Here is a 15,869-nt window from a genome sequence, read left to right as displayed (position 1 = left end):
CCATTCCTCCTCGTATGTATTATTCATCCGCCGGCAGCAGCCGCCACCGGCGCAGGCGGGCGGCAAGCGCCGCGCCGCCCGGGAGCGCGCGCAATTCGCGCGCGCTGATACCGCCGCAACGCAGCAGCGCGGCGGCAAACACGGCTGCGCCGACGGCTGCGCCCGTCAGCGCGAGCACGGTCGCTGCAGCCCTAGGGGGCAGCGACAATGGGCCGAGCAGCGCAGCAGTGCCGCGCTCGGCCAGCATGAGCGCCGCGGCCATGCACGCGAGCGCAAGACCGCTGCACGCCGCGTAGCGTCTGGCGGGCAAGCGCACGCCGGCGGCGCGGCAGGTGGCGGCCACGCCCAGCAGCGCCGCGGCCGAGAACGCCGCGATGCCGGCGTAGGCGGCGCCGACGATGCCGTGCGCCGGCACGAGCGCGGCGTTCAGCGCCACCTTCAGCAGCGCCGCAAAAAGCAGGATCGCCACGGGCAGGCGCACCGCCCCGTGGCCCTGCAGCAGCGCCGCTGTCACCGCGTTCAAGGTGCCTGCCGTTGCGGTGCAGCCAATCAACATGAACGTCAGCGTCTGTTCATTATCCGCATACAGCATAACATTAATCGACTCGGCCAGCAGCACGAGCCCGACCGCAGCCGCAGCACCAATCCACCACGCGAAACGCAGCGCCAGCTCCGTACGCTGGCTCAAGCTGGCCATATCGCCGCGAGCGCGCGCGACTGCCAAAGCAGGTACAAGCGCCGCAGCCGCGGCGCCCGCCACCATGACAACCAGCTGCACAAGCGGCTGGCCGCGGCTGTACAAGCCGAACAGCGTCATCACATCGGCTTCCGCAGCGCTTCCCGGCCTCAGCAATCGGGGGACGGTCACCGCATCGACGAGCCCGACGATCGGCACGGCCACTGAACCGAGCGCGACCGGCAGCGCCAGCTTTGCCATGTTTCGCAGCAGCCGCCGATCCGAATGCTGCGCCGGTCCTTTTCCCCCGCACGGATCCGCCTTCGTGCGGCCCAGCTTGTCCGATCGGCGCCAGAATACCAGCATAACCAGCAGTCCCGCCGCCCCACCGGCAGCCGAGCCTGCCATCGCACCGGCTGCAACATGGCTCTGCGGCCAACCGGCCGACATCCCGACCATAAGCAGCACAAGCATCGCTGCCACGCGGAACGTCTGCTCGGCAATTTGCGACACTGCCGATGGCACCATCTGCTGCTGCCCTTGGAAATACCCGCGCAGCGCTCCGGTTACCGGGACGAACCAAAGTGCCAAGGCGGCCATCCGGATCGCTGCCGCGGTATCGCGATCCCCGATCCAATCGGCCGCCAGCTCCGCTCCCGTCCACATCAGGACAAAGCTTGCCGCGCCGGTCAATCCAAGCAACAGCATGCCGGTCCGCAGCACACGCCGCATCCCTTCCTGATCATCGGCTTCCATGCGCTGCGCCACAAGCAGAGAAACGGCAACCGGGATGCCCGATGTCGCCAAAAATAACAACAGCTGATAAAACGGGTAGACCGCATTGTAAATGCCGAATACGCGATCACCTGCTACATTTTGCAGCGGGATTTTTTGAATGGTCCCGAGCACCTTGCTGAAGAGCGCCGACACCCCCAGCACCATCGCCCCGCGCAGCCACGACGTTTCCTTGCCCGCCTCTCTCTTTATTTCCCCCATATCCGATTCCTGCACCTGCCCATCTAACCCTAAGTGTCTCCATTATACAGCAAAAAAAAGAGCTTCCGCATCAAGAGGTTGAAGCTCCTCCTTGCTGTGGAAGCTGCCGATCCTATTTATTGCTCCATCTGTTTCGCCAGGAAGCCTGCCGCGGTCTCCGCCATTTTGGTTTCCATTTGCGCCATCTTGATGTTTTCATCCTTGCTGACCAGAACGACTGTGCCGATCGGGTCGCCGCCCGCAACAATCGGCGCAGCAACAAAGGAGCTGTACGTTTCGCTCACATCTTTAACAAGCTCAAAGGAGCCGCCGTTCGTTTCCATGATCGTTTTACGGTTCTCCATACAGCTCTCTAACAGGGGGCCGACCTGTTTCTCCAGATACTCCTTCTTTGAAGCCCCCGCAAGAGCAATAATCGTATCCCGGTCGGAAATCATCGTAATATGATTCGTGCTTTCGAATAAAGATTCGGCATATTCTTTAGCGAAATCTCCTAATTCACCGATCGGGGAATATTTCTTGAGAATGACCTCACCGTCACGGTCCACAAAAATTTCAAGCGGGTCGCCTTCTCGAATGCGCAGCGTACGGCGGATTTCCTTGGGGATTACCACCCGGCCTAGATCATCGATACGACGAACGATTCCTGTTGCTTTCATGTCATGTTGCCCCACTTTCCTTGAAAATGTAACTCGACTGGATGTTGGCTTCTTAATTGCATAGGAAAGATACGGTACCTAATCTAAACGTTATATGTATCATCCTCTTCCGGACGATCCGTTTAGTGTTAAACCATCAGATTCATGTGGGCGAAAACGAGCTTGTCGGTCCACTGCGGACACCCCGATTTCGCATCGACGATGTTATTCGAATCTGACCATAGTATTCATCCCCTCCCATTATCTTATACATGCCTTCATGGCGCGCCGCCGTCCCTAACATGCTGCTTCATGAACCGCGCCGTTCCTCCTGTTTGCCGCCGCTCATCACGCTCCATTAGTTTCCACCGCTCCCCTATTTCCCCGGAAATAAAAAAAATCCCGCTAACCCTTAAGGGCAGCAGGATGCCGAAAGAACATCGCCTTTATGATAAGACCTAGCACGGTGAGCAAAACAGACAGCCGCCGTTTCTTATCCGTAAACATCGTTTCGCGGGATATTATCGTGGTTATTCCCGGCCGCTTATTATCGTTTGCCATCTGCATCGCTCCTTTGCGCCTAATGTTTTAAAAGTCCGGCAAGCTCGCGCTTGAGCGACAAAAACTCAGGGTGCTCCCTAACCTCCGGTGTGCGCTCGGCGGGCAGCTCCACGTTAAATTCCTTTAAAATGCGTCCGGGTCCGGCGCCCATGACCACGATCCGCTGCGATAAGAAAATGGCCTCATCGATATCATGCGTGATAAACAGGACCGTCGTCTTTTCCTTCTCCCACACATCCAGCAGCATTTCCTGCATCTCAAGCTTGGTTTGCGCGTCAAGGGCCCCAAACGGCTCATCCATCAACAGCACCTTCGGCCGATTCGCCAGCGCCCGCGCAATCGCTACTCGTTGTTTCATTCCGCCTGACAGCTGTTTTGGATAGGATTTGTCAAATGATTCCAGACGAATCATTTTCAGCAAATAGTTCGACAGCGATCTGCGCTCCAGCGTAGGAATACCCTTCAGCTTTGGCCCGTACTCGATGTTCTCCCGCACGGTCAACCAGGGAAACAGCGTGTAACCTTGGAATACCATGCCGCGGTCCGCGCCCGGGCCGATCACTTCCTCGCCGTCCACCATGACGCTTCCTTCCGTATGATCCTCCAGCCCCGCAACAATCCGCAGCAGCGTTGATTTCCCGCATCCCGAAGGCCCAAGGATCGTCAAAAATTCGTTTTCACCAATCGTTAATTGGATGTTATGAAGTGCTTCAAACCGGCTTTTCTTTGTCGTATATACTTTATGCAGATTATGAATGACGATTTCCCCGCGTGTCGCGGCTTCCTCCTTGCTCCCTGTTTGCATCTCTATCCCTCCTTGCTTACTCGATCAGAGCTACGCCCACGGGAATAACCGTTTGTTCAAGAAAGCAAATATTCTGTCACTTATTAGACCGAGCAGCCCGATGACGATAATGCCGACGAAAATCTGGTCCGTGTTGAGATATCGCTGGGCCCTCATGATGGCATAACCTAAACCGCTGTTGACCGCAACCAGCTCGGCCACGACCAGGTACGTCCATGCCCATCCAAGAATGAGGCGAAGCGTGTGCATGAGTTGCGGTTGAATGGCCGGAATCAGCACGGTCTCAATCGCCTTCCAGCGGCTTGCGCCAAGCGTGAATGAGGCATGAAGCAGATCATGCGACACGCGGCGTGTAATGTCCGCCACCATAAGCACAAGCTGGAAGAAGCAGCCGATGAAAATGAGCAGAATCTTTGCCCACTCGCCAATCCCCGCCCATACCATAATAAGTGGAATAAAAGCGACGGCAGGCATGTACCGGATAAATTCCATGGGCGGTTCAATTAGCGCTTCCGCATGCCTGAATGTGCCGGCGAAAATGCCGATCGGGATGCCGACAAGACATGCAAGCGCAAATCCGGAGCTTACGCGGAAAACACTGATGCCAATGTGCTCCCAGTACGCAGCTGTGCCCAATTGACGGAAAAACTCGAGCAATACCGCATCCGGTGTCGGCAGAAATACCGGGTTTACCGCTTCGGTGTAACTGAGGAGCGACCAGAGCGCAAGCAGCAAGAAGAACGAGATGCCCGCCATCATCGCATACGACACCGAGCTGATGTCTTTGAAAATTTGCAGTTTAGGCGGCGTGCGTCGTTTCGGCGGTATCATCGGTCATCACCTCTCGGCTGTTTTAGTTACAAATTGCGAATCCAGCATGGAATCGAAATCATCAATCTCATCGACCATATCCAGACTTTGGAGAAACTCTGCGGTTCTGGCGGCCGTGTAGCTAAGCGAAGTGTAATCTTCCCGCTTGCCGAATGCATGGACATTGTCTTCCACCGAGAACAGCTTGATGCTGTCCATCCCAAGCTTGAAATCATCCGGTGTCGTTTCCGCCTTCTCTGCCAGCAAAGCAATCGATTCTTCCGGATTTTCATTGTAATACGCAACCCCGTCAAACCAAGCATCCACAATCTTTTGCACATCCTCCGGACGATTGTTGACGATATCCTCGCGGAATACTAGCAGGTCGGGAATCAAGCCCGGCGTATCTTTGGAAGAGTATAATATTTTGCCCTTGCCTTCCTTGACCGCTTTCGTTTGGAACGGCTCCCACAGCACCGATGCGTCCGTTTTTCCGGAGATAAATGCCGGGCCGGCATCATTCACCGTCATATTGACATAATTGATATCCGATTCTTCCATTCCGTTCTCTCTAAGTGCCGTCAGCAGCAGCAGGTGATCGACCGTGCCGAGCTCAGTGGCGACTGTTTTGCCTTTCAAATCCTGAATGCTCTGAATTTCCGGCTTGCTGACGATGGCGTCCCCGCCGAAGGAATTATCATTGACGAGCACCGCCTTCAAGTTAATGCCCTTGGAAATGGGAGCGAGCGTGTCGCTGAGGGTCTGGCTGTTCGCGTCGACCTTGCCGGTCGCAAGCGCCTGCAGCGAATCACTGTACACCGGGAACCATTCCAGCTTGACATCGACACCATGCTTCTCAAAAAACCCTTTCTCCTCCACGAGGAACCATAAATACCAACCCGGCCATGGACTAAGCGCAATCGTAATCGGCTCCCCCTCCTCACTTGCCGACGTTTCACTTGAGCCACCGCTGCCGCAGGCCGTAACGATAAGAAGGACCGCGATCATTAAGACTGCCAACGAAACTTGCCATTTTCTCTTCACAAATACCCTCTCCTGTCGCTAAAAAATAGCAAAAGCCGGGGAGTAATCTCCCAGGCTTTTATCCTTCCGTGTTATACAGAAGCTGCTCAATCGCTTGAATAGCTCTGTACGCCGTCTCTTGGACCAGCTTGACCTTACCCGAATGCGATCCGGAAAGTCAACGGAACCCTAGACAGCTTTTTCGTTCCCATTCACATCTGATCAGGAACCTTTATTATGATTCTGTTAAGCGAATCATCCTCACCTGTTGAAGCCGTGTAAGCTTTCAGCAGCCTATACACATTCAGGATCAGCTTGTTATATTTCCTTACGTTTAATAGTAGTTTATATGATATCGTTCGGATGTGTCAACACTTGTGTCATGTTTTATTACATATATTCTTATACCGTAAGATATTTCCTTATCACATCATCGCTAAGCGACTCCAATCCACCCTCCCAAGCGATTGATCCTTTTTCCAGAATATAAAAGTAGTCGCCTACGCTTTTAACAAACTCCAGGCTTTGTTCCACGAGCAATATCGCCGTCTTTCCGTCCGCTTTGATCGATCTTATGACGTCGCGGATATCATCGACAATGGAGGGCTGGATACCTTCGCACGGCTCGTCAAGCAGCAGCAGCTCCGGCTTGGAAGCGAGTGCTCTGGCAAAGGCTAGCTGCTGCTGCTGCCCGCCGCTCAGATCGCCGCCCCGGCGCCCGTACATCTCCCGGATCACCGGGAACTTCTCAAGCGCTTCATCCGGGATCGTCCGCGTCTTCACTTTGGCTGCTTCCAGCCCGAGCAGCACATTTTCAAAAACGGTCAGCTGCGGAAAGATCTCCCTTCCCTGCGGCACATAACCAATACCGCTCTTCGCACGGCCGCCCGGAGCCGTCTTCGTCAGATCGGCTCCGTTGTAGGAGACAGCTCCCTTACGCGCCTTCAACAAGCCCATTACACCCTTCATCAGCGTCGTTTTTCCCACCCCATTGCGTCCGAGCAGACAGACGATCTGGCCAGGCCTTACCTGCAGCGAAACATCCCGCAAAATGACGCTTTCTCCATATCCGGCTTCAAGCTGTTGAACGGCTAACATCGACATCCCGCCTTTTTCCAAGGTACACTTCCGCCACCCGATCATCTTGCTGAATCTCATCCATCGAACCTTCTTTGAGCAGCTTGCCTTCATGCATGACGGTAACCTTGCTGGCAAAATTACGGACAAATTCCATATCATGCTCAACGACAACGATCGATCGCTTGCGCGCGATCTGATGCAGCAGTTCTCCTGTTTTGTCCGTTTCCTTATCAGTCATACCGGCCACCGGCTCATCCAGCAGCAGCACCTCCGGCTCCTGCAGCAGCATCATGCCGATCTCCAGCCACTGCTTCTCGCCATGGGATAAACCGCCTGCCCGCCAGTCCGCCTTCGCCTCCAAGCCGATCATGGCCAGCTGCGCTTCGATCCGATCCCGCTCCTCCGCGCTCATCTTTGCCCGCAGCGTTGCGAATACCCCGCGGTTTTGCCGCATTGCAATCTCCAGATTCTCAAATACCGTCAACGTCGGGAAGATGGACGGCGCTTGAAACTTCCTGCCGATGCCAAGCTCTGCAATTTGATGTTCTTTCCTGCGCGTAATATCCACTTTGCCTTGGAATAATACCTTGCCCGAAGCCGGCTTCACTTTGCCGCAGATGACATCAAGAATCGTTGTTTTGCCTGCGCCATTGGGGCCAATCAGAAACCGCAGCTCCCCTTTTTCCAGACGCAGATCCATACCCTGCACCGCCTTGAACCCATCAAACTCCACCGTTACCGCTTCACACTGCAGAATGACTGACCTGTTCATGTTTTTGCCCCTTCCTTTTCGGAAATTTCAGCCTGCCGAACAACCCGACTGCACCTTTAGGCAGGAAGACAACGACAATGACAAACAGCGCGCCAAGAAAAAATAACCACGCATCCGGATAAGAAGTACTGAATTCACTCTTCGCATAATTGAGGAGAATCGCTCCGAGCGCCGCACCGATCAATGTTCCCCGTCCGCCAATCGCAACCCACAGCACCATTTCGATCGAAGGAACAATGGCCATCATAAAAGGAGAAATAATGCCGACATGAAGTACAAACAGCATCCCCGCAAGCCCTGCCAATCCAGCCGAAATGCTGAATACCAGCATTTGGTACACCGCCGGATTGTATCCGATAAACCGCGCCCGGTTCTCCCCGTCGCGAATCGCCCGAAGCACTTTGCCGAATCGGCTTTTCACCAAATAACGGCACAACACGAAGGCGCCAAGCAGCGCGATAACAGTGATCCAATACAGCATTCTCTTCGTATCGGGCGAGCTTAAAGGGACGCCCAGTACAGAGCTGAATCCGGTCAAGCCGTTCGTCCCGCCCGTGAATGCCTGCTGGCCAATAAATAACGTAACGGTAATAATAACGAGCGCTTGGGTCAGAATCGTAAAATAAACTCCCCGAATCCGATTGCGAAAGGTAAAGTATCCAAGCACCAGCGCCAGAACAGCCGGCAGCGCAATCCCCATTGCCGCTGCAAAAGCAAAGCTTTCAAACGGCTTCCAGAACCACGGAAGCTGCGTCAAGCCGCTCCAGCCCATAAAATCAGGCAGCCTGTCACCGCTGGCCTCCAATTTTAAGTACATCGCCATCGCGTAGGCTCCCAATCCAAAAAACACGCCATGGCCAAGGCTCAGAATGCCGGTATACCCCCATATTAAATCCAGGCCAAGCGCCACAATTGCAAAGGCCAAAAACTTCGCAAGCAGATTCAGACGAAAATCACTCATAAAGAGCGGTGCACTGAACAGCGCAGCTGACGCGACGGCATAACCGATCAAGATGTAGATTCGCTGGGGTGTAAGTGTTCGCAATTGCACGGTTGATCACCTCTCTCTTGTTATTAATCCAGCGATCTCGTCCTCATCGCCACTAATCCTTTCGGTTTCCATTGCAGGAAGGCAACGATGCACAGGAAGACCAGCACCTTACCCAATGAAGCCGTCGTCCAAAATTCGAACAGCGTATTGGTCAAACCGATGCCAAGCGCGCCGATGATAGTACCCACCAGCTTCCCGACACCGCCTAACACGACAACCATGAAGGCATCCACAATGTAGTACGTACCAAGCGCAGGGCCAATCGGCCCCATCAGCGTTAAAGCACATCCCGCAATACCCGCGATACCGGAACCGATCGCAAAGGTCGTCGCATCCACCCTCCGCGTGGAGATGCCAAGACAAGCGGCCATTTCCCGGTTTTGCATTACCGCGCGCATGCGCCTGCCGGCATGGCTGCGGTAAATATACAGATACATTGCAAATAAAGTAACGATCACAAGCCCGATAATAAACAGCCGTTTATAGGGCAGCACTACGCCCTGCATCAGCATCCAGCCCCCATCAAGCCATGTCGGGCTCTTGACGCCGACATTCGGCGCTCCGAAGATGGTTCGCGCCAGCTGCTGCAGCATGAGCGCCACCCCCCAAGTAGCAAGCAAGCTATCGAGCGGCCGGCCATAGAGGAACCGGATCAGTGAAAATTCAAGAATCAGTCCGATGGCAAAGGCGATCAGAAAGCTGGCCGGAATCGCCAATACAAAGTACCAATTAAACATGGAGGAGGGCAGATAGTCGATGAACAAATTTTGTGTCAAATAGGTCGAATAAGCGCCGATCATAATTAATTCGCCGTGCGCCATATTGATCACATTCATCAATCCGAACGTGATCGCCAGACCAAGAGCAATGAGCAATAAAATCGAACTGACACTCATTCCGTTAAACAGTTGGCCGATGATAAGCTCCATGAATTCACCCCTTTTGTGGACCTGCTGTGTATAAGCTTTTCGATCGAACAAGCACAATACCTTCCAGGATTTGAGAAAGGGAAGCATCCGGGCGCATCCGAATACTTCCCTTCCTCTTGTTCGAATCAATCGCTATTACGGGTTCATTAATTGCCGGAATTCAAGCTTGCCGCCCACTCATAACCCGTTAAGTAAGGGTCCGGCTTGACCGGTTCACTTGTCGCCCACAGCTCCTTGAACTGGCCATCTGCTTGCACTTCGCCGATCCGTACCGTTTTGTAAATATGCTGGTTGTCGCCGTCTATCGTCACCTTACCGCCAGGGCCGTCGAACTCCAGGCCTTTAGCCGCTTCCTTCACCGCATCGACATCGGTGGTGCCGGCTTTCTCTACAGCTGCTGCCCACAGGTAAACTGCAATGTACCCCGCTTCGATCGGATCCGCAGTTACACGCTCGTCTCCGTACGCCGCTTTATAATTTGCAACGAATGTTTTGTTCGCCTCGGTGTCCGTTGTTTGATAGTAGTTCCATGCTGCCAGATGCCCTTCCAGCACATCGACGCCGATGCCGCGGATTTCTTCCTCGGCAACAGATACGGAAAGCGTCGTGATATCCTGCGCAGTGATGCCGGCATCTTTAAGCTGCTTGAAGAATGCAACGTTGCTATCGCCATTAAGTGTGTTGAAGATAACCTCAGGCTGTGCAGCTTGAATCTTGGCGATAATCGTGCTGTAATCCGTATGGCCCAGCGGTGTATATTCCTCACCGACCATTTCGCCGCCCTCAGCCTTCAGCTGTTCTTTGATAATTTGGTTAGCGGTACGAGGGAATACATAGTCAGATCCAAGCAGATAAAACTTCTTGCCGCGGTTCTCGAGCAGCCAGGATACCGCCGGCACGATCTGTTGGTTCGTTGTCGCACCCGTATAGAAAATATTCGGTGAAGCTTCCAGCCCTTCGTACTGCACCGGGTACCACAGCAATCCATTCAGCTCCTCGAATACGGGCAGCATCGCTTTGCGGCTTGAAGACGTCCATCCGCCAAATACGGTCGCCACTTGATCTTCCGAGATCAGCTTGCGCGCTTTCTCCGCAAAGGTCGGCCAATCCGACGCTCCGTCCTCGATTACCGGTACTAGCTGCTTGCCAAGTACGCCACCTGCCGCATTGATTTCTTCGATAGCCATTAACTCGGCATCATGAACAGATACTTCACTGATCGCCATCGTTCCGCTGAGCGAGTGCAGAATGCCTACCTTGATTTCATCGCTATCTTCCCCGCCTCCAGCAGCTGCTGTTGTTTCACCATTTGTTGAAACAGGCGCTGCGGGACTATTTCCGCCATTGTTTCCACAACCCGCAATCACCAAGCTAATTGCAATGATCAACAACAATGCATGATAAAGTCTGGTTCTCTTCATTCTCCCACTCCCCAATTTTTCTAATTTATCTATTCACAAACAATAAATACAATGATTAGGTTATTGTTCGTGTTTTTTATTATAGGTCCGGGTTATCTTTGTGTCAATATAGTTAACATTAATTTATTAAAATAATCTGATTTTTGTGAATAAGGAAGGTTTTTGGAGGGGTTTATTCAATTTTATGACGTGGATTTAATGGTCTATGCTTGTTTTTAGAGAGTATATCAAGTTCAAGTTTAATATGTGTTATTTTACTTTACATAAACTTTAGATGAAATAGTTCTAACTGCATAAAAAAAGCTCCGAACCCCCCTGCCAACCAGGAAGTTCGGAGCATTTTCTATTTTAAGCTAACAATAGGACTGCATTTACTCAGCAGCAGCATCGCTGCCCGCTGCATTATTACCGGTAGAAGCATTGCCTTCTCCCTCAGCAGGTGCATTCCCTTCACCTTCTGCAGGTGCGTTTCCTTCCCCTTCAGTCGGAGCAGGCTCAGTCACTTCTTCTTTCGGCAATGTAACAACCACCTCAAGATCAGGCAGTTCATTTGTCATAAACTCATTCAAAACAGTACCTGCCACAGTCTGCTTCAGAGACGTCTTTGTCTCTTCCGGAAGCTGCTCGAACGTTTGCTCCTCGCGCTTCTCCACTTTCATGACATGGTAACCAAACTCCGTCTCCACCGGCTCGCCGATCTCACCAATCGGCTGGCTTAACGCAGCCTCTTTAAATCCGGCGGCCCATCCGCCTACTGCCACATCCTCGTACAATCCACCATTCTCCTTGGAACCTGGATCATCCGAGTATTCTTTCGCAAGCGCATTCCAGTCGCCGCCATTCTCAAGCTTGTCCTTTACTTCATTGGCACGTGCGAGCGCTTCTTCCATCTTACGGGTCTCTTCGCCTGTCGTAGGATCGGATATCCCTACTAGAATATGGCGAACCGAAGCTTTCGTATAGTTCTCCGGATTTTTATCATATTCAGCCTTCACTTGTTCATCGGTTACTTTGGACTCTGCATCCTTCATAACCGTGATGATAAGGTGATAGTATTGCTTCGCTTCCTCAATGGTCAGGCCGGCCGCATCCAACTTGGCTTTCATCTCCGGTTGGCTTTCGACAGCCGTTTTGAACTGCTCCTCAAAGGTGTCTGCCTCGGCATTTGTTTCTTCCTTCAGCTCGTCCGAAGCGCGGTCATACAAAACCTTGTAGCCTACATACTCCTTCAGGAATTGCTCCTTATATTGCGGAATGCTAAGAATCATCTCGTACTGCGGATTCATAAACCCGAAAAAAGTCGTATACTTATTGAATTCCGTTTCGGTTACTTGTCCATCCTTGTAAGTTGCAACAACGTTTCCGCTGTCTGTTCCTGTTCCTGCAGCGCCTTCGTTACCTTCCTCATTCTTCGCGCCACAGCCGGCCACGATCGCTACGACAAGAACAGCCGCTACGATCAGCAGCCATTTTTGACGCCATACCGACTTGCGTTTATTGTGCAACATCCTGTAGTTCCCCTTTCGATTTTATTGCTTCTTTACATTGTAACAGAAATTGCTCCAGGAGCGCCAATTTCTCCTCGTCAGACAGCCCCTTGCCGCGCAGCTGCAAGATGACATGCGGCTCCTGCGTTGAAACCGAACGCTTGAACCGGTTTTCGAATTGCAGGCATAACAGGTCGATTTTCTTCTTGTCCACCCGATCGCTTTCCTGCTGTGCGAACCGGAGCGTAACATCTTCTCCGCGTTGGCTGATCAGCTCTATGCCATATTCCCTGCCATAGATTTTCAACCGCGCAACGGTTAACAAATTATCGACTGCTGCAGGCAGATCGCCGAACCGGTCGACCATCTCTTCCCGCAGATCCTCGCTCTCTTCCAAGGAGCGGATCGCCGCCACCTTCTTATAAATTTCAATCTTCTGAATACTATCATAGATATAGTCGGACGGCAGGTAAGCATCCATGCTGATATCAATCTGCGTCGTAATCTCCTGCTCTTCCTGCGTAGTTTCGCCGCCCATTTCAGCTTTGCGTTTGGCGATCTCATCAGCCAGCATCTGCGAGTAGAGGTCGAACCCGACCGATGCGATAAAGCCGTGCTGTTCCGCGCCAAGCAGGTTGCCCGCGCCGCGAATGGACAAATCCCGCATGGCGATCTTGAAGCCGGAACCAAGCTCGGTGAACTCCTTGATCGACTGCAGCCGTTTCTCCGCAACCTCCGTTAATACCTTGTCACGCTGATAGGTGAAATAGGCATAGGCAATCCGATTGGAACGCCCTACCCTTCCCCGCAGCTGATACAGCTGGGATAAGCCCATCTTATCCGCATCATGGACGATCAAGGTGTTCACATTCGGGATGTCCACGCCGGTCTCGATAATGCTGGTGCTGACCAGAACGTCCGATTCGCCGTCGAGGAAGTCCAGAATCGTTTTCTCCAGCTCCTGCTCCGACATTTGCCCATGGCCTACCGCCACTCTGGCATTTGGCACAAGCGCATTAATTTGCTCGGCCATCTGATAGATTCCCTGCACCCGGTTATACAGATAATAGACCTGTCCGCCCCGGGCCAGCTCGCGTTCCACCGCTTCCCGCACGAGCGCCGCGTTGTGCTCAACGACGTACGTTTGCACTGGAAAGCGATTCTCCGGCGGCGTTTCGATAACCGACAGATCGCGCACGCCAAGCATGGACATATGGAGCGTCCGCGGAATTGGCGTCGCGGTTAACGTTAACACATCGACATTAGTTTTGAGCTTTTTCAGCTTCTCCTTGTGGGATACGCCGAACCGCTGCTCCTCATCGACGATAAGCAGTCCCAAATCTTTAAAGATAATATCCTGCGACAGCAGACGGTGCGTACCGATGACGACGTCGACCGTTCCGGCCTTCAATCCTTTCATCGTCTCATTCTGCTCCTTGCGGGAACGGAAACGGCTGAGCACCTGGATATTAAACGGATAGTCCGAAAAGCGCTCGCGGAACGTTTCATAGTGCTGTTGCGCCAGAATCGTAGTCGGCACAAGCACAGCGACCTGCTTCCCTTCGATGGCCGCTTTAAATGCCGCGCGGATCGCCACCTCTGTCTTGCCGTAACCTACATCTCCGCACAACAGCCGGTCCATCGGCCGCGACATTTCCATATCCTTCTTGATCTCTTCGATCGCCCGCAATTGATCGCGCGTCTCATCGTACGGAAACATCGCCTCGAATTCCTGTTGGTAAGGCGTATCCTTACCGAATCCAAAACCCGCAGATGCCTGCCGGTCAGCATAAAGCTTAATCAGATCATCGGCGATATCCTGAACAGAGGTGCGGACCTTATTCTTCACCCTTGTCCATTCGCTGCCGCCAAGCTTGTATACCTTAGGCTCCTTTTCCTCCGAACCGACATACTTCTGAATCAGGTCAATCTGATCGATTGGCACGGAGAGCTTGTCGCCGGCCGCATACATAATATGAATGTAATCCTTATGGATTCCGCCGATCTCCAACGTTCCAATGCCCAAATATTTACCGATCCCATGATTCTGATGGACGACATAATCGCCAACTTTAAGTTCAGTGTAGCTTTTGATTCGCTCGGCATTATCGATTTTTTTATCCAACCGCCGCACTTTACGCTGCTTTTGCGAGAACATCTCGCCTTCTGTAATGACGACCAGATGCGCGGAAGGCAGCTCAAAGCCTGTCTGAAGATTGCCCTCCAGCATCGTAGGCGGCTCAATATTGTAATCTTGTAACACACGGCGCATTCGTTCCATTCGCTCGCCATTGCCAGCCAGCATGATAACGTTTGCACCTGATTTACGCCAGCGGTCCATTTCCGACTTCAGCACATTCATCTGACCATGAAAATTTTGCATCGCCCGGCACATGAAGTTGAGAATATTCTGCGGCTGCGTATGCGGAATTTGGCGTAAAAACAGCGATAGAAACAACGTAGGGAAAGGCCGTTGGTACAATATTTCATCCGACTCACGCGACAGGACAAAGCCCGGCAAGGACTTGCCATTCTGCAGCAGGTGAGTCGCCCATTCCGCTTCATCCCGCTCCAATTGCCGCGCGGTCTCAATGAGCCTGGTTGGCTCGTCAATGATAAGCAGCGTATCTTCCTGCATATAATCGATAATGGTCTGTCTCTCCGGGTACAATAAAGAAATATATTTATAGATTTCCGAAAAATACACCTGCTGACGCAGCTTCTCGATCTCCGAGCCGATCTCTTCGCGCATGCGGTCCTTGGCCAGCCGGTCGCTCATTTTCTCCAGCTGCTTCTCAAGCAGCTCGAACGCGTGCTGGGCTGCCGCATGCTGGCGGCGCTCATCAGCCAGCACCTCTTTGCAGAGCGGAATCGTATACGCATCGACTTTATCGATGGAGCGTTGATCAGACGGATCAAACGTGCGGATCGAATCCACCTCATCATCGAACCATTCGATCCGATAGGCATGGGGCTCCGTAAGCGGATAGAAATCGACAATGCCGCCGCGGACGCTCATCTCCCCTTTTGACTCGACCCGGTCGACCCGTTCATAGCCAAGCTCCACCATGCGTCTGAGAAAGGCTTCCATCGGCAGCGTCGACCCCACCTCTACCGCTATTCGCGCCTCGGCGATCGCTTCCTTGGTCGGCAGATAACGCCTGACCCCAGAAAAAGGCACAACAACAATCCCGCGGAAACCTTGCGACAGCCTGACGAGTACGTCAATCCGTTGGGCAAGCGTCTCCGGGCTCGAGATCGCTGCTTCGGCTGCCACCAGCTCATTGGCGGGATATAACATCACTTGCTCTGCGGATAGGCATTCCTGCAGATCCTCTGCAATCTTCTGTGCTGCGAACATATTATGGGTCACAATTAAGATCGGACGGTCAAGCTCCTGTTTAAGCGCCGCAGCCATAACTTGACGCGACGATCCGGCCAAGCCGGATATCATTTGTTCCCGCATCCCCTTGCGAACTCCGGATATGACTGTCTGAAAGTCATGATCCGCTGAAAAAGCATCAATTAACGCCTTCAATCTTGCGGCACCTCATTTCTATGGACAAGCAGAAACGGCTTGCACCTTTCGATCGGGCAAGCATCGTTTTGTTCGTATATCA

At 52.9% G+C, this 15,869-nt stretch carries 13 protein-coding genes and 1 riboswitch; all 13 genes read right to left on the bottom strand.

Annotated features, from left to right (window positions below; all coding sequences use genetic code 11):
• Positions 1-19: 19 nt before the first annotated feature.
• The 13 genes from IEW11_RS23260 to mfd all read right to left on the bottom strand — a co-directional run bounded on the left by IEW11_RS23260 (position 20) and on the right by mfd (position 15,787).
• On the bottom strand, positions 20-1,672 hold the full coding sequence (locus tag IEW11_RS23260; RefSeq protein ID WP_188533484.1) for a polysaccharide biosynthesis protein: 1,653 nt from the start codon (positions 1,670-1,672) through the stop codon (positions 20-22).
• Positions 1,673-1,788: 116 nt separating this feature from the next.
• Positions 1,789-2,331 carry a stage V sporulation protein T gene (spoVT, locus tag IEW11_RS23255; RefSeq protein WP_188533483.1) on the bottom strand — a complete coding sequence of 181 codons (543 nt, stop codon included), beginning with the start codon at positions 2,329-2,331 and terminating at the stop codon, positions 1,789-1,791.
• A 384-nt stretch (positions 2,332-2,715) separates the two neighbouring features.
• Positions 2,716-2,871: a hypothetical protein gene (locus IEW11_RS23250; RefSeq protein WP_188533482.1), complete on the bottom strand. Its 156-nt coding sequence runs from the start codon at positions 2,869-2,871 to the stop codon at positions 2,716-2,718.
• Between the two features lie 19 nt (positions 2,872-2,890).
• Positions 2,891-3,676, bottom strand: coding sequence for an ABC transporter ATP-binding protein (locus IEW11_RS23245; RefSeq protein WP_188533481.1), 786 nt, complete (start codon positions 3,674-3,676; stop codon positions 2,891-2,893).
• A gap of 30 nt (positions 3,677-3,706) precedes the next feature.
• The gene (locus IEW11_RS23240) at positions 3,707-4,507 is read right to left on the bottom strand and encodes an ABC transporter permease (protein WP_188533480.1); all 801 of its coding nucleotides are present in this window, start codon (positions 4,505-4,507) and stop codon (positions 3,707-3,709) included.
• A 6-nt stretch (positions 4,508-4,513) separates the two neighbouring features.
• Positions 4,514-5,530: an ABC transporter substrate-binding protein gene (locus tag IEW11_RS23235; RefSeq protein ID WP_229725615.1), complete on the bottom strand. Its 1,017-nt coding sequence runs from the start codon at positions 5,528-5,530 to the stop codon at positions 4,514-4,516.
• 45 nt (positions 5,531-5,575) lie between these two features.
• A riboswitch (guanidine-I (ykkC/yxkD leader) is annotated at positions 5,576-5,713 on the bottom strand.
• 198 nt (positions 5,714-5,911) lie between these two features.
• Positions 5,912-6,607 carry an urea ABC transporter ATP-binding subunit UrtE gene (gene urtE, locus IEW11_RS23230; protein WP_188533479.1) on the bottom strand — a complete coding sequence of 232 codons (696 nt, stop codon included), beginning with the start codon at positions 6,605-6,607 and terminating at the stop codon, positions 5,912-5,914.
• Entirely contained in the window at positions 6,585-7,361 is a 777-nt protein-coding gene (gene urtD / locus IEW11_RS23225) for an urea ABC transporter ATP-binding protein UrtD (RefSeq protein ID WP_188533478.1), read from the bottom strand. Before urtD ends, urtE begins: the two co-directional genes overlap by 23 nt.
• Entirely contained in the window at positions 7,333-8,406 is a 1,074-nt protein-coding gene (gene urtC / locus IEW11_RS23220; protein ID WP_373289385.1) for an urea ABC transporter permease subunit UrtC, read from the bottom strand. The genes urtD and urtC overlap by 29 nt, the downstream gene beginning before the upstream one ends.
• A gap of 29 nt (positions 8,407-8,435) precedes the next feature.
• Positions 8,436-9,341: an urea ABC transporter permease subunit UrtB gene (urtB, locus tag IEW11_RS23215; protein WP_188533477.1), complete on the bottom strand. Its 906-nt coding sequence runs from the start codon at positions 9,339-9,341 to the stop codon at positions 8,436-8,438.
• 146 nt (positions 9,342-9,487) lie between these two features.
• Positions 9,488-10,762: an urea ABC transporter substrate-binding protein gene (urtA, locus tag IEW11_RS23210; RefSeq protein ID WP_188533476.1), complete on the bottom strand. Its 1,275-nt coding sequence runs from the start codon at positions 10,760-10,762 to the stop codon at positions 9,488-9,490.
• Between the two features lie 371 nt (positions 10,763-11,133).
• Entirely contained in the window at positions 11,134-12,270 is a 1,137-nt protein-coding gene (locus IEW11_RS23205; protein WP_188533475.1) for a peptidylprolyl isomerase, read from the bottom strand.
• Positions 12,257-15,787, bottom strand: a complete 3,531-nt coding sequence (mfd, locus tag IEW11_RS23200; RefSeq protein WP_188533474.1) for a transcription-repair coupling factor — start codon at positions 15,785-15,787, stop codon at positions 12,257-12,259. Before mfd ends, IEW11_RS23205 begins: the two co-directional genes overlap by 14 nt.
• Between the last annotated feature and the right edge of the window lie 82 nt (positions 15,788-15,869).

This window comes from Paenibacillus abyssi (assembly GCF_014640295.1).
Taxonomy (GTDB): domain Bacteria; phylum Bacillota; class Bacilli; order Paenibacillales; family Paenibacillaceae; genus Paenibacillus_D; species Paenibacillus_D abyssi.
Note: the sequence above shows the minus strand (reverse complement) of the source record. Positions and strands in the feature narration are given on the sequence as shown.

Coding starts and splice junctions, on each gene's coding strand:
- IEW11_RS23260 (WP_188533484.1), bottom strand. CDS start 1,672: ATGGGGGAAATAAAGAGAGAGGCGGGCAAGGAAACGTCGTGGCTGCGC.
- spoVT (WP_188533483.1), bottom strand. CDS start 2,331: ATGAAAGCAACAGGAATCGTTCGTCGTATCGATGATCTAGGCCGGGTG.
- IEW11_RS23250 (WP_188533482.1), bottom strand. CDS start 2,871: ATGGCAAACGATAATAAGCGGCCGGGAATAACCACGATAATATCCCGC.
- IEW11_RS23245 (WP_188533481.1), bottom strand. CDS start 3,676: ATGCAAACAGGGAGCAAGGAGGAAGCCGCGACACGCGGGGAAATCGTC.
- IEW11_RS23240 (WP_188533480.1), bottom strand. CDS start 4,507: ATGATACCGCCGAAACGACGCACGCCGCCTAAACTGCAAATTTTCAAA.
- urtE (WP_188533479.1), bottom strand. CDS start 6,607: ATGTTAGCCGTTCAACAGCTTGAAGCCGGATATGGAGAAAGCGTCATT.
- urtD (WP_188533478.1), bottom strand. CDS start 7,361: ATGAACAGGTCAGTCATTCTGCAGTGTGAAGCGGTAACGGTGGAGTTT.
- urtB (WP_188533477.1), bottom strand. CDS start 9,341: ATGGAGCTTATCATCGGCCAACTGTTTAACGGAATGAGTGTCAGTTCG.
- urtA (WP_188533476.1), bottom strand. CDS start 10,762: ATGAAGAGAACCAGACTTTATCATGCATTGTTGTTGATCATTGCAATT.
- IEW11_RS23205 (WP_188533475.1), bottom strand. CDS start 12,270: ATGTTGCACAATAAACGCAAGTCGGTATGGCGTCAAAAATGGCTGCTG.